We start from the raw sequence: 18,946 nt of genomic DNA on the forward strand, positions 1-18,946 counted from the left end.
TTTATAAAAGTAGTATGGTAGGTATTAAATAACTACTAAAAATTATAAATGATAAATATTTATAATTAATTTCAAGAGGTCTTAAATTTAATTTAAAGAAGGAAAATTGAAGTGGATAATAATCATAGATTTTTTTCTGACGAAGTGTGCCCTAAAACTGCATTATATGGTCAATTTTATGGTGATAATCACTATGCTGGCCGAGATTATGAGCGAAAAATATATTATGGAAATAAATTCCCAAAAACTAAAAAAGGTTTTTATTTTAAGAAATTAATGAATTTTAAATAATAGCAATACTAAGCAAGTAATATGGGATCATTTTAAATGTAGATATCAATATTTTTTAAATTGATACATATTTAAAAACAAGTTGATGATTGCGTAACTTATGAAATTTACTACGCTGAAAAATAACAGCGCAGTAAAAATTATTATTGAGTCTTTTCAATACCAATAGGTTGATAACCTTGCCATAAAGGTTTGAAATGTTCACCCGAATTATTTGGTATTAAATGAATGTAAAAATTACCGATTTTGCTTAATAAAATGCAATCATCAACATCTTTTAAATTGTCTTTATGTTGTTGCAGACTATTTACTAAAAGGGTCGCAATGGCCTTCTCTTTAGCTTCATTCGCTGATTTAGCAACAAATAAATCAAATTCATGCAATTCAGCGAGATTTGATGGATGATAGCCTCCCACATTAACAAAATATAAATTATCGTTACTATCGCTAGGTTTATCACTAAGAGTGATATTAAATCCATCAACCCAAGTGATTTCTGCATAACCATCAATATGTACTTTGTCTTTATCTCCAAACCATGCTTCTCTTAACGCAGCCCAAGCATCTGTAGGTTTTTCTGCCACAACAAATTGGATATCGTGAACTTCAATATTTGACTTACCGGCATTACCACCAATGTAGAACATAAATAACTTCATTGCTTTTCCAACTTTTTATTTTGTTATCGATATGTAATTTATTATATAGCCATTTTAGGAGCAAGTGTAAAATGAAACAATAGATAAGATCATGAGCGTGAATGTTGAGTATTAGTGCTTGATCATAATTAGAAAAACCTTCCTTATAGTTATAAGGGCAATCTGTTTTTAAATACTGCGTGTAATTTTGACGCTAATACTTACTTTAAATTGATATTATTATTTCTTGCCCACTTTTTTAATCTCCCATTAGCGTTGGCATAAGGTGAAGATGTGTTAAATGAGATCATTCGACCCATCGTCCATTTTTTGTACCATGGTTTACCATACAAAACATCATCAGTTCGCTCATCAATAAGCGCCACAATTTCATTTTTTACAGCCCGAAGTTCAGCTATTAACGAGTCATAATTTAACTCACTGTAATCTGAGTAAAATTTTTGAGCAAGAAGACCAAGTTGGTTCCATTTATAACTAGTGTCTGGAAAATCGATAGGTAAACCTTTGGCATCAGATGTGATCCATTTTACAACAAGAGAATTCCATCCGAGCAAATACGAAACAAGATCACGAACACTCATTTTGGTTCCTTTGGCGTGCCCATCCATTGAGCGTTCCGAAGTAGTTTCTATCGGGATTACATCAAGATAACTAATTAATTTATTGAAATTTTTATCAATAGCTAAAAGTAGTTCAACTTTTGTTTGTGGTACACTCATAAGAACTTCCATCTAATTAAAATAGCTGTGAGCCATTCGAGCTCGTGGATCAAAGCCTCGTTGTTTAAACATAAAGGTTGCTAATGCTCTTATTTCATGAAAGGTTGGTCTTTCATCTAAAGGTAAATGACTGGGAACACCCACTTGACCACGTAACGCTGAAAATGCACGGCTAAGGTAATCAGGTGCAACTTGTGTTGGATGATTAACTTCTTTACTCACCTTATTTGGAATACGAGTAGGTAGTCTATGCACAATATAAGGGCTTGCCACATTGTCACGGCTATTATCGATGATTTCCTTAAGTGCTTTGCCTATGGGGATCGCAATATGAGATGCCTCTTTATGTTGCACTTTTTGCCTGTGAATATAAATCATCCCGTATATTCCATTTAAAGGTTCTTCATACCATAAACACCCACATATGCCTTCTTTTGGGGCTTTGATATTATATTTTATGCGTGATACTTCAAGCCTTGCTTGTGTCGTCTGCAATGCCAGATCCATTGCTGTTCTTAACCAAGGTTCCGCGGACGCCCTAATTTTAGGAAAATCATCATAAGATAATCTTCTACGTTTTTTCCCATCGACTCTTTTCATTTTCTTACGTTCAGCTGGGTTATCGAACATAAGAGATTCACCCATTGCATAACTAAAAATTTTCTTTAGAAAGCTTACCTTACGATTTTGTACATTAGCAGAAGCATCGGCATGATATTCATTAATATAGCCATTTACATGTTCCAGTGAGATTTCATTTGTGGGGATATCTTTAAAAAAGATCTTAATTCTTTCTAAGTCATTAACCCAGTTACTAAGTGTACTGTCTGATGGTTTCTCATCATTCGTGATCCGCAAAAATAACTTATTTAAATGTTCTGAAAGAGGGAGAGCCTCCCCATATTGTCCTCCCGAGTCAATAATTAATGAGTTAACAGAAACACATTTTTCTGGTCGCATAATATTGTTGTATTCTCTGGCTATTGCGATAGCTTTTACTTTATCTGCACCAATGCATTTTCTTAAACCATTAGTTAATGTAAGGCGATATTGTTTAACTGATTTATCAAAATAAAGGAAGTCAGGTAGATGCCTAAACTCCTCTCTTCTTTGTCTACTGGCCATGATCACGAAGCCCTTATTAACTTATTGATATATGAAGAAATAACAGACTCGATACCCCAACGTTCTGATGAATATATCCAAACAGAACAATCAACGATTTTGCCTTTTAATAAGCCAGCTTCTACCCATTTTTTTATGGTTTTATTATCTGGAATAGAACCTATTTCAAATTATCGTTACAAAAAAGCTGAGAGTGATATCGATATATACCTAAAAATTGGGTTGGTGAGATTTATAATGATACTTTGAATGACGGAAATTCAGTTAAGGTCAATTATGATATTCGAGGCCGTTCTTTATATATGTTATCGGATAGGAATGAAATTGGATTAACAGAGATCCGTATACCTGCGGATAATCTTCTTGTCACTATAAATAATGGTGATAAATGGACTAGAATGAAAACAACAAAGAATGGAACAAGAATATATATTGTTGCAACCACAATGACGATTAAGAAACTATATTTGATTTAATTAAAACCAAATTTATTTAATTTAGAAAGATGATGCTTTTTTATGGAGTATCATCTTTCTTATAATAAGTTATGCGTTATTGATAATTAGTATGTTTTCTTTTTTTGTATAACAAGTGCAATTATCTGGAATATCTTTGTTTATAAAAGACATCGCACCTATGATAACGTTGTTACCAATGGTAAGTGTATTACCAATAATGCATGAATGGGCACCGATTTCAACGTTATCACCAATAATAATGAATCTCTTATCTTTGATTTCAGAATATCGAGAACCACCAACACCTATTGTTGTGTTTTGTCTAATGTGGCAATTTTCACCAATTGTAGCTAGACCTGTGATAATGACGCCAGATAAATGGGCAAATGATATCCCTGGTTTTATTTTTGCATTTAAATTAATTTCAGCTCCATATTTTAAAGATATCTTTCGATTTATATAATTTGCGAGTTTTGAATGAGTTTTATGATGTAAGAAACTGGCAATCCTCCACCAAAAAATAAAACGCCTATCATGGCACTTATAACTTCTTAACATAGCTCTACGCCATGAAAACTTTTTATCATTGGATTTAATCACTTCGACAGATAAACATTGCTTTAAAAATCTGTAACTAGTGTAGTCATAACTATCCATTGCTGTATTCCAAAATAAATTTTTATATAAATTAATTGTATTTATGTTCTTAAGAGTTATGTACAGTATTTTTACTATATAGAAATTGCTCTAACTTCTCAAACAAATCCCTTGCCACATCCTCTGTCATATAGGTTCTCATTGGCTCCCGTCTAACGTTCTTCATTTCAAACGTATTCTCATCAAACCTTGGATCAGAAAAGATAATGTCCATAAACAGATAACCATAAGGGTTGTCTGCTGATAAACGAGCCTCTTCTAACTGAGCAATATATTCCGCATTATTGATTTCGAGTTTAATCATGGTATCGCCTATTTAACTGTGTTTTTATACAGTATTTTATATAAGGTAACGAACAGAATAGCAAGGAGAAAAGGGCAATTTTATGAGCTAAAGAAAGGGGGATTTTGAGAGGTGATTTGTCGTCGTTTTACCCCAGTTTTACCCCTATTTTACCCCGCGCAAATTCTAGGCATAAAAAAACCAACCATAAGCGGTTGGTTTTTCTAAGGAATTTTGGTCGGCATGATAGGATTTGAACCTACGACCCCTGACACCCCATGACAGTGCGCTACCAGGCTGCGCTACATGCCGTTTGTGCTCTGTATATTACTGTTTTTGACTGCTAAAGCAACCCTTTGCTAATTAAGTGACGTAATTTTATACGTCACTTAATAGTGCTAGCGTTCAATAAAACGCTTCTGCTCAGCCAGAACTTGCAGTAATAATTTTAAATCAGGTTTTGCAGAGCTGATCTCTTGTCCTGATTTATCAAATAAAGCATACCGGCCATTCTTATCTATCAACAAAGTATTATCTTGTAAAAAGACGACAAATGCTTCTTCATCACCTGTAAAAATCCATGGATGATTACGGGTGCTTGCGAATAAATCTTCACCTTGTGAATAGTTATCAGCTGGACTTATGACATGTAAAACATGCTGCATCAAGGTTGTCATAATATCTTGATGGCTTGTCATTCGATCAATAACCTGTGGCGTCATATTTGGCCAATGTATCATCAATGGCACTTGTGACTGGCTTAAATTAAAGGTGGTCTTATTTGAAAGCCATTGATTAATCTGCTTATTATTGTTGTCTTGATGATAGCTAGAAGTGACAACTACAACAGTATTATCTAGCACTTTGGTTTCTTGTAATGTCTTAAATATTGTCTCAAGTTGATCATTTAATGTGGTGCGTTGAGACGCATTATTGGTGTGACCATTAATTTGTAAGAAAGAGAACCAAGGGGTTGTTTGGCTGTTTTTGATCAGCCAATTGCTCCAACTATCAATTGTGGCATTGTTATCACCACTGCGTGATGTTGGGAGGGAGAAATCTGATAGTACAGCTTGTTTAAACAGTGGTGTTTGGAAACCATTAGTTGAAAACATTGCTAATTGGTAGTTCCGATAACTTAGTGCATTGAAAAGTGCAGAGTTTTTTCTGCTACTTAATACACTGTCTAAATAAGAAGGTGAAATACCATAAAATAGGCCAAATAATGCAGTATCATTATTAATGCCTGATGAATAATGCTTTGAAAAATAAAGATTATTCTGTGCAAACTGTTGCAGGCTTGGTAATTCTGGCACTTCTTCGTTACCTAAACCATCGATGACAACCACCAGCAAGTTATAAGAATAGGTATCCTTGGCATAGATTAATGGAGCAAGAGGATAGGTGATCCCTTGTGCTGCTGGATTACCTTCACTGATAACACGTTGCTCATATTCTGATTGATTAATAAAACCATGACGTTCAAGGAATTTACGCGCCGTCATTGGATACGATAGCGGTAAATTAGCTCGTTGCATGGTGATTGGGCGATAGAAGTTAGCATCAGCCCAAATTGACATAGAGTGAGATAATATAAAGCAAGTAATAAAGACACCAGCTAATGGTTTACCCCAACGTTGGCGATTTAAGCTACGTAATTTTTGCCAACTCCATGTTGCAAAAAGCATTTCAATAAGAAAAATGATGGGAATGCCAATAAAGATAAGTTGCCATTCACGCGCCATTTCACCTTCATCTGGATTAATTACAAGATCCCAAACAAGTTGAGTCAAATGGAGTTGAAATTGCTGGTAAACGGCGATATCAAAAATAAGGATAGTTAATCCAGCACTGGCAAGGGCACAGGAAATAACTCTAAGTAGCCGTTGAGAAACCACTACGAAGGTGAGAGGGAAAAGGATGAGTATATAGATAGCAAAGACAATAAAACTAAAATGTCCCATCCAACTCACAATAGCGTAAAAACGACCAGCAAAAGTTGCAGGCCAATCAGAAATAAACAGGTAACGGCTCCCAAGCAGTAAGCTTAGAATAATATTAAATAGCGCAAACCAGTGACCCCAACTGATCATTTGGGATACTTTTTCACGATAGGACTGAGGTCTCGTTACCATGTCTATAAATAATTTTTCTATGTTTATTAGTGAATATTGCCTTCATCAATTGAAGCACGCAAGGCGTGAACAAAAGAATCAGCAATCAGCATTCGTTGAGCAGGGGCAATACTTGTATTGATTAAGTTTGTCACCATGTTCCCCAACACCATCAAAGAAAGATCTGTAGGAGTATGATGTTTTTCAAGAACGCTGACAAGTTCTGCAAGTAATTGCTCAACTTGTTCATCACTATAACGGGATTTTTGTGGCATAAAATCTGAATTCCTACTAAATGAATAAAACGCTATATATTACCGTATTACTAGGCCTTTTTCCGCTATTAAATTAATTAATTTTCCCTTGATACTGAAAGTAGGGAGTGTTTGAATACGCGCACGAGAAAGAGACGCAATAGAAGAGGACGACCATGAGTCTAGATATTAACCAATTAGTTTTGCATCAACTTATTAAGCGAGATGAGCAGACATTAGAAGTTGTGCTACGTGATTCACTCTTAGAAATTGAACCCGTTGTTCAGGAGATGATTGAAGAGTTGCATCGTGTATACAGTGCAAAAAGTAAAGCTTATGGTCTGTTTAATGAAGAAAGTGAATTAGCAGAAGCGCTGCGCTTACAGCGTAAAGGCGAAGAAAACTTTTTAGGTTTTTCACGAGCAGCAACCGTGAGACTAAAAGATGAATTAGCAAAATATCCTTTTGCAGAAGGTGGCACCGTTCTATTTTGCCACTATCGCTATTTAGCGGTGGATTACCTTTTAATTGCTGTACTTAGTAGTTGTAACAGTATGTGGGTAAATGACAGCCTTGATGTGTCATCAACGCGCTATTTAGATATTCCTCATGCAGACATTATTGCTCGTATCGATTTAACTGAGTGGGAAACGGCTCCTGACTCTTTACGTTATTTAACATTTTTAAAAGGTCGTGTTGGACGTAAAGTCTCTGACTTCTTTATGGACTTTTTAGGTGCTCAAGAAGGTTTAAACGCTAAAGTTCAAAATAAAGGCTTATTACAAGCGGTTGACGATTTTTGTGAAGCCTCAGAAATGGGCAAGCAAGAGCGTCAAACTTGTCGTGAGCAAGTATATAGCTACTGTAACGAGCAATTACAATCGGGCGAAGAAATTGCCTTAACAGAGCTTGCCGAAGAATTACCGTCTTTGGGCGATCAAAACTTTGCTCAATTTACTGAAGAAAAAGGCTATGAGTTAGCTGAAACATTCCCCGCAGATCGCAGTACGTTACGTCAACTGATGAAGTACTCAGGAAGTGGTGGTGGATTAACTGTGAATTTTGATGCGAAATTATTAGGGGAGAGAATATTCTGGGATCCAGCAACAGACACGCTCACCATTAAAGGTACACCGCCTAATTTACGTGATCAGCTACAACGTAGAGCATCAGAAAAATAATTAAATAGTAGAAACAAATAACGCCACATTAAGTGGCGTTATATGCTCGGCGTCCCGAAAAATAAAGCTCGAAGGGTGGCTTATTAAGCGCGCAGGAAGTCGATATGAGTAATTTTTGGTTTATACTCGTGACGTTGCACTGCTTTAACTTTAACTTTAGTTTCTTTGCCATCGATAACCAGGTTTACGAAATCTGAATAGAATTCTGATTTGTGTTCTTGGTTGATAACTTCGTTGTGATCTAAATCGATAGCGATTGGCTCTTCATTTCCGCCATAAACGATAGCAGGAAAACGGTTAGCCACACGCAGGCGGCGGCTCGCACCCTTACCCTGCTCTTTACGTACAGTTGCTTTGATAGTTAACATCTTTTTTCTCTTATAAAAAAGAAAGAAAATACATACTTGTTACAGGCGACCCAGCAACAAGCTCGAGATTTGGTTTATCTAAAAATAGATAAAGCGGGGCGCATTTTAACGAAAAAGTCCTCTAACAGCAAATATAAATCCAGATTAATACAAGGTATCTGCTTTTCGGTAGCGGCCTGCATAGTCAAAAATCTTATTTCTTATCTTCCAGAAGCTCTCTTTTTTACCTTTATGGGCGACAATAAAGTCGGGGTGACGTAACAAATCAAACTGTTTAATAATGTCGTTGGCATTATGCCAAACAAAAGGAACACCTGGTGCGCGTTGATGTTCACGTAAAAATTTTAATTCAAATACTTTTCGTTGAGCTGGGGTGGTTAATCGAAAACGTTCAGAGACAGACGTGCCTTCTTCATCGTAATAATTAATTTCTAACCATTCACCTTTAACATCATTTCCTGGCTTAAATTGCATTCCACCACAGCGTAGAACTAATGCCCCTTTGAGTTTTAATGCCGCTTTGAGCATATCATCAGGATCAACCAAGATCTCATCGCAATGAACACAGCGACGTGCTGCAATATCATTTTCTTCATTACAATGAGGACACAATTTAAAGCGGAAACGAAATTCACATTGCTGTTTTTGCCCTTGTTCATTGAGTTCCCAACCTTGGCAACGGCGACCATAGTGTTCAATGATATCCCCATCAGCATCTACAATTCCCCAAAAGGTATTGGCAAATTGGCAAATAGGACAAAAAACTTGTACCGGCTGACTATTTGGATTGGGTTTTTTAGTACCAACTTCGGGTAGATAGAGATCATGAGGATTACCTGCATAATCTAAAATCAGGCATTCTGTTTTTCCTGCAAATAATCTTAATCCCCGTCCTACAATTTGTTGGTATAAACTCACAGACTCAGTGGGGCGTAAGATAGCAATTAAATCAACATGAGGTGCATCAAAACCTGTTGTTAGTACGGCAACATTGACCATATAACGTAATTGTTGCTGTTTAAAACGGGTAATAAGATCATCACGTTCATAAGAGGGGGTATCCGCACTGACTAATGCTGCTTCATCTTGTGGTAAAAGAGAAAGGATCTCTTTTGCATGTTCAACTGTCGCCGCAAATATCATTACTCCTCGGCAATTTTGCGCATATTCAATAATTTGAGCGACAATATGAGGCGTAATACGTTTTTGTCTCTTTATTTCACGGTTTAGATCTTCCTCATTAAATATCCCATTTTGGCTTGTTCTTACTTGGCTAAAGTCGTATTGCAATATAGGCATATCTAGGCGAGTTGGTGGAACTAAAAAATGATTGCTTATCATATAGCGCAAAGGCAATTCATAGATACAATCGCGGAAAAAGCAGTTTTCATCGCCTCTGATCATACCGTGATAATGATATTGATAAATCCAACCTGTAGGTAAACGATAAGGTGTTGCAGTTAATCCTAAGATACGTAATTGTGGATTAATAGATTGCAATTGTTTAATGACTTGCTGATATTGGCTATCTTCAGACAAACTAATGCGATGGCATTCATCAATAATAAGAAGAGAAAAAGTATCACTAAACCGCGATAAATTACGGGCAACAGATTGCACACTACCAAAAACAACTTTCCCGCTACTCTCTTTTTGTTGTAAGCCAGCAGCAAAAATATCTGCAGATAGACCATAAGCCTCATATTTGCTATGGTTCTGTTCTACTAACTCTTTTACGTGTGCTAACACCAATACACGTCCGCGTGCTCTTTTAGCGAGTTCTGCAATCACTAAACTTTTCCCTGCGCCAGTAGGTAATACAATTACCGCAGGTGTATTGTGTTGGCGAAAATAAGAGATTGTCGCATTAACAGCGTCAAGTTGATAAGGTCTGAGTGTAAAAGCCATAACTCTGCATAAGAAATCAAACGAGGCGTCAGCGTAACATTTTTTTATAGGTAGCGCGAATAAGGGAGGAGTAAAGAGCGTGATAGTTTATTTATAAATTAATTAGTTGTTTTATTGTTAATATTCATTTTTAATAGATACCTCATATCAGATGGTATTCTTCCATTTTTCAGAGAAATTCATGCGATTAGATAAATTTTTATCCCAGCAATTGGGTATTAGCCGTAGCTTGATCCTTCGTGAATTAAGAGCAGGGCTTGTAACAATTGATGGCGAAATGGTGAAAAGCGGTTCAACCAAAATTGCACCAGAGCAAGAAGTAGCTTACGACGGTAATGTCTTAACTCAAATTTTAGGGCCTCGCTACTTTATGTTGAATAAGCCAATTGGCTATGTATGTTCAACAGACGATCCAGTTAATCCAACTATCCTCTATTTTATTGATGAACCTTTGGCTCATAAATTACATGCTGCTGGGCGTTTAGATATTGATACAACAGGACTTGTTTTATTAACGGATAATGGTCAATGGTCACATCGTATTACGGCACCAAAACATCATTGTGAGAAAACCTATCTGGTTACGTTAGAAGAACCGATTGGAGAGGGTGTTGCTGAACAATTCCAAAAGGGTGTTCAACTCAACGGTGAAAAAGACCTAACAAAACCCGCCACGTTAGAAATTATTACGCCAACAGAAGTCAAACTTACTATTAGTGAAGGCAAATACCACCAAGTAAAACGTATGTTTGCGGCAGTGGGTAATCATGTAAGTGCATTACATCGTGAGCGTATTGGTGATATTACATTAGATGAGACTTTAGCTGAGGGCGAATATCGTCCATTAACAGAAGAAGAGATCAACAGCATTCACCTACCTCAATAATTATTATTTATCCTGTCGTTTTTGGGAGTTTATCTGCGTGCAACAGCAACGTTCGTCGTACCTTAGTCTCATTTTAATACTGGGACTGATTTCCATGCTTATGCCATTGGCTATAGATATGTATTTGCCAAGTTTACCAACTATTGCACAAGATTTTGGTGTACCTAGTGGCAAAGTACAAATGACATTAAGTATCTATATTTTTGGTTTTGCTATTGGACAATTAGTCTATGGTCCTATGGCTGATAGTTTGGGACGTAAGCCTGTCATTTTGGGCGGCGTAATTGTTTTTGCTTTTGCCTCTAGTGCATGTGCATTATCTGAATCAATAGATATGTTAATTGGCATGCGCTTTTTACATGGTTTTGCAGCAGCTGCGGCAAGTGTTGTTATTAATGCATTGATGAGAGATATGTTCTCTAGAGATGATTTTTCTAGGAGTATGTCTTTTGTTGCACTTGTTATGACTATCGCACCTTTATTAGCGCCACTATTAGGTGCTTGGGTGATGAATTGGTTTTCATGGCATGCTATTTTCTGGAGTATCGCGATAGCCGCCGTGATTGCATCTGCATTAATTGCTTTTTATATTCCAGAAACATTACCAAAAGAGCGTCGCCAACGCTTTAGCTTAAGAGTGACATTTAGCCAATTTATTAGTCTGTTTAGAACACGTCGTGTCCTCTGCTATATTTTGGCTTCAGGTTTTTCTTTTGCTGGCATGTTTTCATTTCTTAGTGCTGGCCCTTTTGTCTACATCGAATTGCATGGTATTCCCTTTGATCAATTTGGATTATATTTTGGTTTTAATATCATCTTCTTAATTGTGATGACAAGCATTAATGGGCGATATGTTCGTCGATTTGGTGCGTTGAATATGTTACGCCTAGGATTAACTATTCAATGTCTTATGGGGATCTTTTTATTGCTGGTGGTCGCTCTTAATTTACATTTCTATTTCCTTGTTGTGGGTGTAGCAATGTATGTGGGCGGGATCGCTATGATCACATCGAATGCGATGGCCGTTATTCTTGATGACTATCCCCATATGGCAGGAACGGTTTCTTCTCTCGCAGGAACAGTGCGTTTTGGTGTTGGTGCGTTAGTTGGAACGGCTATTGCTATGCTACCAGCAAAATCAGAATGGCCAATGGTAAGCTCTATGGCATTCTGTGTACTGTTTGCTATGGGGTTTATTTTGCTTGCTCGTCGTTATAAATAAGAACATCACGCTATAAATAACAGAAATTTATAGCGTGCTCCTCTTTTCCTGTCTCTATTTCCTCTAAAAACACCACATTTTCCTCTGCTGTATTTCATGAATCGTTTCAAATTAGTGTGATTTTTTGATTTGAATCAATACTTGATGTTGTTTTTTTGTTAAATTAAGTAAAATTTATTTTAATAATCATCTATTATTGTTTTGTTGATATGAAGTATCGTGATAAAAATTGATGGATTGTTTTACTTGAATGCGTAATATTTTATACAATTATTTTATATGGTTGATAAAATGTTAAATAAATGGAAGAATAATTGAAGAGATTAAGCATTGCAGGCATGAATATCTGCAAACACTAAGCTAAACGAATGGTTTGATACGTCTCTTCGCTTTTTTTGTAAAGCAATTGTAATATTTATGTTCTATGATTAACAAAGTTCTAATATGCGTGTGAGCAAGTCAGTTCAAACTCGTATTGATGATGTATTAAATTAACGTGTTGATGAAACAGGATTGATTTGTGGATAATGTACAACTTTCGGTAGTTCATAAGCTGCCGCTGAGTTATCGGTGGCTAGCAGGCTTTGCAGGCACAAGAGTAGAAATACTGCCCGAAAATGATGCTGGAAAGCAAAATACGCTAATTGGCTTAAAATTATTAAGTCATGATGGTATGACACTGGATGAAGCAATACAGAATTTGCGTCAGTATCTGAGTAATCTCCATATTGATAGCGTTGTGATTGAGTGGGATGGAGCTCCTTGCCTTTTCCTTCATAGCGACGATGAATGTGCTGCATTATGTTGCTTAAAAAACGCGGGTGTCGCTATTGCAGAGCCATTCCCAACGGCATATTCTTATTTATAACGCCTATTTAATGTTATAAAACCAATGTAGTTACTGTGCGGTTTAAGCATGGTCAAAGAATATAAAAAAAGCCTCATTATTTATTTTAATGAGGCTTTTTTATTGCAATAAGATATAAGGGAATTAATTATCTTAATACATTTTGCGAAAGGTTGTTTTCAACAAGCGCTGCGTCATTTTTGTCAATAACACGTCTTGCTGCATAAAAACGTTTGTTCCAGTAGACATTAGACATTTCTGACACTGTTACACCATTGCTGGTGGATGCATGTACAAATTTATCATTACCGATGTAAATTCCAACATGGCGCATAGTACGGCCTGTTTTGAATAGAACGAGATCGCCTGCTTGTAATTTTGATTTATTAACCTGAGTACCAGAGAACTGTTGGTCTGAGGTTGAGCGAGGAAGTTCTACACCGAATTGGTCAAGAAAGGTTCTTTGTACAAAGGCGGAACAGTCGATACCTTTTTTAGTATCTCCACCTAAACGATAAGCGACGCCTTTCCAGTCTGCATATTGGTCAAGTATCTTAGATTTTATATCGAGATTCTTCACCAATGATTCAAATTCATCTTGTGATGCTTGGGAAATAGATGTGCTTGATGATGTATTAAGTGGGGTAGTGCTTGAATTCGCTAAGCGTGAATTTGCGTTCTGTGAGCTACATGCTGATAGCGTAGCTACAACAATGAACGCCGGTATGAGCTTAAGCATTCTCATATACGGTTTTGTTCTCATTGTGACAGATTTCCCTTACATCCTTACGTGCAGAAGCGCACATGAATTATTCACCAAATAACCAGAGAATATAGTGTAATTTAACTCTGGCAACCCTATTTCGCGAAAAACGTGCTCTAAAGCACGTAAATATCCACATTAAACAATAAATAATGAAGAAACCAGAAAAGTGTACAGAAAGAGGGGCTAAATGGCGAGAGAAAAGGCGCTTAATTTACAAAACATTAGATAATAAAGTGCTAATACTTAAAATAGATCTCATTTTGTCATAATAATATCATTTAACTGTCAAAAAAATGACCAAAAGAATAAGTGCAATATTACACTTATTCTCTTTTAATAAATTAAATGTGTTTTCCCTTTTATTTTTTAAAAGGAAGATGTTTTTCTAATTGTCTGACAATAATATTTGATAATGGTGTAATTAATAACCAACTTGTTGTGATTAAAGTTAAAGAAATAGAACCAACTAATATATCTGATGCCCAGTGTGCACCGGCCATAACTCTTGGTAATGAAAATACGACAGTAATAAGAAGAGCACATAAGAAAGAACGAAACGAGAGATAACGTAATATAAAGCTACAGAAGATAAGTAGCATCAAACCATGATCGCCAGGGAAGCTATCACCTGAGGCATCTTTTGTAGGAATGCCAGTCATAACGCCTACTCTATGCACATCTTGAAAATGAAGTGTTGGGCTTGGTCTTTCAATGGGAATATTTTGTCCCAATTGATTAATCAGCACTGCACTTATTATCATCACTAATCCCACAATGACAAGATGGCGTTTACCCATATAATCTTTTTTACGGAATGTATTGTAATAAAGTGCACCCATCGCCAGCAAAATAACTAAATCAAACTTTCTATTATTAGTATAAGCCACAAAAGAGGCAAAAAAAGTATCAGGTAAAATGTGCTGATTAAAAAAATAAAAAATATGAGTGTCAATTGATAGCCAAAATCCATGTTGTGCTGGAAGATACCAAGAGAAAAAAATAATTAGACCTGCAAGATTAAGTAGAAAAATAGCAAGTGCTTTTTGGTGAAAATAAGAAAGTTTCATAATAATAAAATGACAAATTTTACGTGTATTTGGTGATCTGGATCACAAAAAGTTTGAGTTTAATTATAGGACTATAACCAAAATAAAAAAATAGATCTTTGCAATTTGCTGTTTGTGTAAATGTTATACTTTGGTTTCATTTCTGTTGGATTTTTTCATACCCACTTAACTCAAATTTAGAATATTTTTTCTTGATACTCGTAATTTGAGTATTATATAATTTTTTTCTATTCTTTAATTAAAGATAAAAGTTAAATAAATAAAGTAACAAGCCGATATTAGTTAGGACTTTAATAACATATTGGCTTGTGGAATTTACACACCCCAATAATCATAGGAGGCTAGTTTTGAATAAGTTATGTATTGCAGCTACGTGCTTAACTTTATTATTAAGTACACCTACTTTTGCTAAGGAAAATAAAGTCATTGGTTCCGGAACTATAACTTTTGTTGGTGCAATTGTTGAGGGCAATTGTCTAATGGATACAGAGAAAAACACTTTTAAAACAAGTTGTTGGAATGGCACTGAAATGCAAGAATCTCAATATCAGTTAGAAAGGAATAAGCACTTTAACTCTAAATTGATTAACAACAAAGGCTCTATGGATATTAAATGGATTAATGACAATTTAGCTGTAATGAACATTGTTTATAATTAGTTTCCCATAGACTTAATAATAAAAATAATTGTATTAATTAAATAAAATTTTAATACTTTTATAGAACTGTTATTAAAGTTAAAAATATTTGACTTAAGTTTAATCAACGTTGATTTCTTATTTATAAACATCGAACACTTATATTTGATAGACATCAAATATTCCTCTTATGTCTATATAAATGTCATATTTTATTGCTATGATGAAAATATGTCGGGTAGGTGTGATCCCCATACCTGCTAGCGCAAACAAGAAGTGAGGTCGTTATGAGAAAATATCTGACCGTAGTATGTAGTCTTCTCGTTTCCAGTTCGATATCATTAGCTTGGGCATCTGCTCCCATGCAAACAACAGGGCAGATTTATCTGCGGGGTGCGATTGTGGATCCTGCATGTGAGATGAATTTCACATTTGATAAAGCTGAATACCAATGTTACAAACACAACAAAGTGTTTACATCTACTCAACCTATTGTTCCTGCGTCTTTTGATAAATCCCAACAAACTATTATGTTGCCTCAAGATATGGGCAAGGCTGAGATCCGTTGGATGGATGATACCCAAAAGAATGGTGTTATTGACGTTCACTATTTTTAATGTGTCTGTGGGTAGACAGAGGTAGGTTGCAAAAGATAAACAAGTCAAATAATCGTTTGTCACATTGGGTTTCTTACGATTATCTGACCTATTTAAAGCAACATTAGCTATATGCTAATGAGTAGGGCTTTTGACTGTTGATTAGTCAGCTCGGCCCATATAGCGACGTTCAGCAATATGAATACGAACTTTATCGCCAGTAGAAAGGTATTCAGGAACCTGAATAACTAACCCTGTTGGCAATGTTGCAGGTTTAGTACGAGCACTTGCAGAAGCGCCTTTAATACCTGGGACAGTTTCAACAATTTCCATATCAACAGTTTGTGGCAGTTCTAATGCTAAAACTTGACCATCCATTGTTAATACTTGCATTCCCGCTAAGCCTTCCTCAGGAATAAACAGTAATTCATCTTCAATTTGATCTTTTTTGAAGGTATAAGGTGTGTAATCTTCATTATCCATAAAGATATATTCATCACCATCAATGTAAGAAAAGCTCACAGCACGACGCGTTAAGCTGATGGTATCAATCATATCATCACCTTTAAAACGCTCTTCTACTTTCTGGCCTGTACGGATATCAGTAAAACGCATTTTGTACAGTGTACTTGCACCACGAGCACTTGGTGCTTGGATGTCGATATCTTTTACCAGTAATAACTTGTTGTTATAACTAACAGCCATACCACGTTTAATTTCATTGGCTTTTGCCATATAAAACCTTCCATTAAATAACATTGACGATAATGGCGACAAAATTACTCGCAGTGCAGAAACTTGGCAAGTTATTCGCACATTTTTTTATAAGATTTGATAAAAAAACAAAGCCAGCTCAAGTGGGGCTGGCTTTAGATATGAGCTTTTAGAAATGAAATTAACGGTAGATAGGAAGAAGATTAAAGTTCGCTAAAATATGTGCGCTGGCATTGATAACACCAAACAAAATGACGAATCCAATCATAAACATACCACCGGGTGCTTTAAAGCTTTGACTTTGATTACGCTCACGACTCGCTTTTGCCATTAATGCTGGAATAATCGCAGCCCAAATGGTTGCTGCCAGTCCTGCAAAACCAATGGCATATAAGAAACCATCAGGGAAAATAATTGCCAAAATAGTCGGTGGTATAAACGTTACTAATGCAGATTTAAATCGACCGCTTCTTGTATTTGAAAACTTAAAGAAGTCTGCTAAGTAATCGAATAATCCTAATGACACTCCTAAGAATGAACTTGCTAATGCCATATAAGAGAAAAAGTCTAATAACATTGATACAGAAGCATTGGCGGTTGTTGAACGCATTTGTGCTAATAAGTTACCAATATTCCCACCATCAGCAATTACTTGTTTGAAATCTTCGCGAGGAATATTACCTTGTACAACAAACTGCCATAAAATATAAATCGCTAGTGAAATCAATGTACCAATAAGCAAGCTTTTCATAACAGCTTTACCATCTTTACGGTAATAAGTCACTAAGCCTGGAATATTGCCGTGATAACCAAATGAGGTCAGTAAATAAGGTAATGCGACTAAAGCATAAGGCAAGTAGCTTGCATTGTTTTCGTTAGTGTTAAATAACACAGGCATTTTTACTTCCGTAAATAGACCGCCAATAGCTAACACAAAGGCAATTACCATACCACCAATTAAAATGGTGCTTAATCTATCCACTGCGCGTGTTGATAACCAAACAAAGAAAGCAACAATTAATGCAAAGACTAAACCAGCAATAGCTTGAGGGACGCTTATCACATTTGCAAAGTTTTGCACAATAATAGAGCTACCCGCAGAAATATAAGCGTAAGTTAAAATATAAAGAACAAACGCAATAGATAGTCCATTAATGGTGCTCCAACCTTTTCCTAATAAGTCTTTGGTTATGGTATGAAAGCTTGAGCCTAAAGGATAATGAAGGTTTACTTCTAAAATCATTAACCCCGACATAAATAAACAAAACCAAGTGTAGATCAGAAGGAAAATAGAACCGGTAAACCAGACACCGGAAGTCACAATAGGAATGGAAAACATGCCTGCACCCACAGCGGTGCCAGCAATGATCATTGCACCACCAAGTATGGATGGGCGCTTTGTTATTGATGTGACTTCTGACATAGGATGTCCTTATAAAATTGACTCAATGTACTAGCTTGATGGTGTAAAGAATACACTTTTGCTATAAAGGTGTAAATAGAGGTTATTGTGCTTTATAAAAGAAAAAAGTGAGTAAAAATAATACAATAGGAGAAGGTGATTATATAAATCAATAGATTAGAGTGAGAGTTATTAGAAATGATAAAGAAATATTGCTATAAAAAAGTGAAGATTTGCGCAGAAATAGATAATTCGAACATTATTCTGAACAAAAAAGATCCAGAATAATGAAAGTGATAGGGCGTTTTTAATTAGCCTTGATAAAACTGCTTACTTTTCCATAATGCAATAGAATTGCGACTGGCTTCAAAGTGTGGCTCAGGTAAATCATCAGGTGAACACCAACGAATTTCAGAACATTTATCTGGCTCCATCAATTTAGGTTCGTCACCTTGATGTTGTGCGATCATACAAATAGAAACTGTGTGTTTGCCTTCTAATTGGTAAGTTTCTAGATTATTGCTAATACCAATCACTTGTGGCTCAGTGATCGCAATACCAATTTCTTCTTCTATTTCTCGAATAGCACATTGCTCAAAAGTTTCACCTTCATCAACATGTCCACCAAAAATTGACCAATAAGGGGCATGTTTTCCACAACGTTTTCCTAATAATACTTCACCATTTTCATTAGTGATAATTACACCAACGCCAACTACGACTGACATTTGAGACTCCTTTTTTCTTTTTTATATAGTTAATGTATAAAATAAGTCGCTTTTTACGGGTGA

The 18,946-nt window shown here is 35.8% G+C and carries 21 protein-coding genes and 1 tRNA gene; 7 read left to right on the forward strand and 15 right to left on the reverse strand.

Translation table 11 applies throughout. From position 1 onward, the window contains the following. Positions 1 to 111: 111 nt before the first annotated feature. Positions 112 to 291, forward strand: a complete 180-nt coding sequence (locus ACWPWK_RS17055; protein WP_088493237.1) for a hypothetical protein — start codon at positions 112 to 114, stop codon at positions 289 to 291. 143 nt (positions 292 to 434) lie between these two features. Here the strand turns inward: ACWPWK_RS17055 and ACWPWK_RS17060 are convergent, their stop codons facing one another. The 8 genes from ACWPWK_RS17060 to ACWPWK_RS17095 form a co-directional block, all read right to left on the reverse strand. Then, positions 435 to 950: a DUF1543 domain-containing protein gene (locus ACWPWK_RS17060; protein ID WP_109372808.1), complete on the reverse strand. Its 516-nt coding sequence runs from the start codon at positions 948 to 950 to the stop codon at positions 435 to 437. A gap of 200 nt (positions 951 to 1,150) precedes the next feature. Then, positions 1,151 to 1,669 carry a ClbS/DfsB family four-helix bundle protein gene (locus ACWPWK_RS17065; RefSeq protein ID WP_109372809.1) on the reverse strand — a complete coding sequence of 173 codons (519 nt, stop codon included), beginning with the start codon at positions 1,667 to 1,669 and terminating at the stop codon, positions 1,151 to 1,153. A 12-nt stretch (positions 1,670 to 1,681) separates the two neighbouring features. Further along, positions 1,682 to 2,794, reverse strand: coding sequence for a site-specific integrase (locus ACWPWK_RS17070; protein WP_109372810.1), 1,113 nt, complete (start codon positions 2,792 to 2,794; stop codon positions 1,682 to 1,684). 545 nt (positions 2,795 to 3,339) lie between these two features. Continuing rightward, the gene (locus ACWPWK_RS17075) at positions 3,340 to 3,909 is read right to left on the reverse strand and encodes a serine acetyltransferase (RefSeq protein WP_109372812.1); all 570 of its coding nucleotides are present in this window, start codon (positions 3,907 to 3,909) and stop codon (positions 3,340 to 3,342) included. Between the two features lie 49 nt (positions 3,910 to 3,958). Then, on the reverse strand, positions 3,959 to 4,213 hold the full coding sequence (locus ACWPWK_RS17080) for a hypothetical protein (RefSeq protein ID WP_109372851.1): 255 nt from the start codon (positions 4,211 to 4,213) through the stop codon (positions 3,959 to 3,961). Between the two features lie 214 nt (positions 4,214 to 4,427). Continuing rightward, positions 4,428 to 4,504, reverse strand: a tRNA-Pro gene (locus ACWPWK_RS17085). Positions 4,505 to 4,590: 86 nt separating this feature from the next. Beyond that, entirely contained in the window at positions 4,591 to 6,327 is a 1,737-nt protein-coding gene (gene yejM / locus ACWPWK_RS17090) for an LPS biosynthesis-modulating metalloenzyme YejM (protein ID WP_109372852.1), read from the reverse strand. Positions 6,328 to 6,353: 26 nt separating this feature from the next. Then, positions 6,354 to 6,581, reverse strand: a complete 228-nt coding sequence (locus ACWPWK_RS17095) for a YejL family protein (protein ID WP_004247042.1) — start codon at positions 6,579 to 6,581, stop codon at positions 6,354 to 6,356. A gap of 155 nt (positions 6,582 to 6,736) precedes the next feature. On the opposite strand from ACWPWK_RS17095, the gene yejK reads away from it, so the two are divergent. Further along, complete coding sequence (gene yejK / locus ACWPWK_RS17100) at positions 6,737 to 7,741, forward strand: nucleoid-associated protein YejK (RefSeq protein ID WP_099074944.1); 1,005 nt, start codon at positions 6,737 to 6,739, stop codon at positions 7,739 to 7,741. Between the two features lie 83 nt (positions 7,742 to 7,824). Here yejK and rplY read toward each other — a convergent pair whose 3' ends face one another. Continuing rightward, the gene (gene rplY, locus ACWPWK_RS17105) at positions 7,825 to 8,109 is read right to left on the reverse strand and encodes a 50S ribosomal protein L25 (RefSeq protein ID WP_023581385.1); all 285 of its coding nucleotides are present in this window, start codon (positions 8,107 to 8,109) and stop codon (positions 7,825 to 7,827) included. A 144-nt stretch (positions 8,110 to 8,253) separates the two neighbouring features. After that, entirely contained in the window at positions 8,254 to 10,017 is a 1,764-nt protein-coding gene (locus tag ACWPWK_RS17110; protein ID WP_109372853.1) for a DEAD/DEAH box helicase, read from the reverse strand. Positions 10,018 to 10,198: 181 nt separating this feature from the next. On the opposite strand from ACWPWK_RS17110, the gene rsuA reads away from it, so the two are divergent. The 3 genes from rsuA (at position 10,199) to ACWPWK_RS17125 (ending at position 12,993) form a co-directional block, all read left to right on the forward strand. Then, on the forward strand, positions 10,199 to 10,903 hold the full coding sequence (rsuA, locus tag ACWPWK_RS17115; protein WP_100157926.1) for a 16S rRNA pseudouridine(516) synthase RsuA: 705 nt from the start codon (positions 10,199 to 10,201) through the stop codon (positions 10,901 to 10,903). Between the two features lie 37 nt (positions 10,904 to 10,940). Beyond that, entirely contained in the window at positions 10,941 to 12,125 is a 1,185-nt protein-coding gene (locus ACWPWK_RS17120) for a Bcr/CflA family multidrug efflux MFS transporter (RefSeq protein ID WP_244185041.1), read from the forward strand. A gap of 520 nt (positions 12,126 to 12,645) precedes the next feature. Further along, positions 12,646 to 12,993, forward strand: a complete 348-nt coding sequence (locus ACWPWK_RS17125; protein WP_072062745.1) for a YejG family protein — start codon at positions 12,646 to 12,648, stop codon at positions 12,991 to 12,993. 127 nt (positions 12,994 to 13,120) lie between these two features. On the opposite strand, the gene mepS is transcribed toward ACWPWK_RS17125, so the two are convergent. Together mepS and ACWPWK_RS17135 are read right to left on the reverse strand one after the other, a co-directional pair. Continuing rightward, positions 13,121 to 13,735 (reverse strand): bifunctional murein DD-endopeptidase/murein LD-carboxypeptidase, encoded by a 615-nt coding sequence (gene mepS, locus ACWPWK_RS17130; protein WP_100157924.1) that lies wholly within the window; start codon positions 13,733 to 13,735, stop codon positions 13,121 to 13,123. A 362-nt stretch (positions 13,736 to 14,097) separates the two neighbouring features. Continuing rightward, positions 14,098 to 14,805, reverse strand: a complete 708-nt coding sequence (locus tag ACWPWK_RS17135) for a phosphatase PAP2 family protein (RefSeq protein ID WP_109372855.1) — start codon at positions 14,803 to 14,805, stop codon at positions 14,098 to 14,100. A gap of 347 nt (positions 14,806 to 15,152) precedes the next feature. Between ACWPWK_RS17135 and ACWPWK_RS17140 the strand changes: the two genes are divergently transcribed. Together ACWPWK_RS17140 and ACWPWK_RS17145 are read left to right on the forward strand one after the other, a co-directional pair. After that, complete coding sequence (locus ACWPWK_RS17140; protein WP_109372856.1) at positions 15,153 to 15,464, forward strand: hypothetical protein; 312 nt, start codon at positions 15,153 to 15,155, stop codon at positions 15,462 to 15,464. 266 nt (positions 15,465 to 15,730) lie between these two features. Then, positions 15,731 to 16,060: a hypothetical protein gene (locus ACWPWK_RS17145; RefSeq protein ID WP_109372857.1), complete on the forward strand. Its 330-nt coding sequence runs from the start codon at positions 15,731 to 15,733 to the stop codon at positions 16,058 to 16,060. 141 nt (positions 16,061 to 16,201) lie between these two features. Here ACWPWK_RS17145 and yeiP read toward each other — a convergent pair whose 3' ends face one another. From yeiP to ACWPWK_RS17160, 3 genes are all read right to left on the reverse strand, one after another. Next, complete coding sequence (yeiP, locus tag ACWPWK_RS17150) at positions 16,202 to 16,774, reverse strand: elongation factor P-like protein YeiP (protein WP_088493223.1); 573 nt, start codon at positions 16,772 to 16,774, stop codon at positions 16,202 to 16,204. A gap of 160 nt (positions 16,775 to 16,934) precedes the next feature. Further along, entirely contained in the window at positions 16,935 to 18,176 is a 1,242-nt protein-coding gene (mtr, locus tag ACWPWK_RS17155) for a tryptophan permease (protein WP_109372858.1), read from the reverse strand. A 290-nt stretch (positions 18,177 to 18,466) separates the two neighbouring features. After that, a complete protein-coding gene (locus ACWPWK_RS17160) occupies positions 18,467 to 18,883 on the reverse strand; it encodes a nucleotide triphosphate diphosphatase NUDT15 (protein ID WP_109372859.1) in 417 nt (138 codons plus the stop codon). Between the last annotated feature and the right edge of the window lie 63 nt (positions 18,884 to 18,946).

Source organism: Proteus sp. Marseille-Q3619 (genome assembly GCF_965283115.1).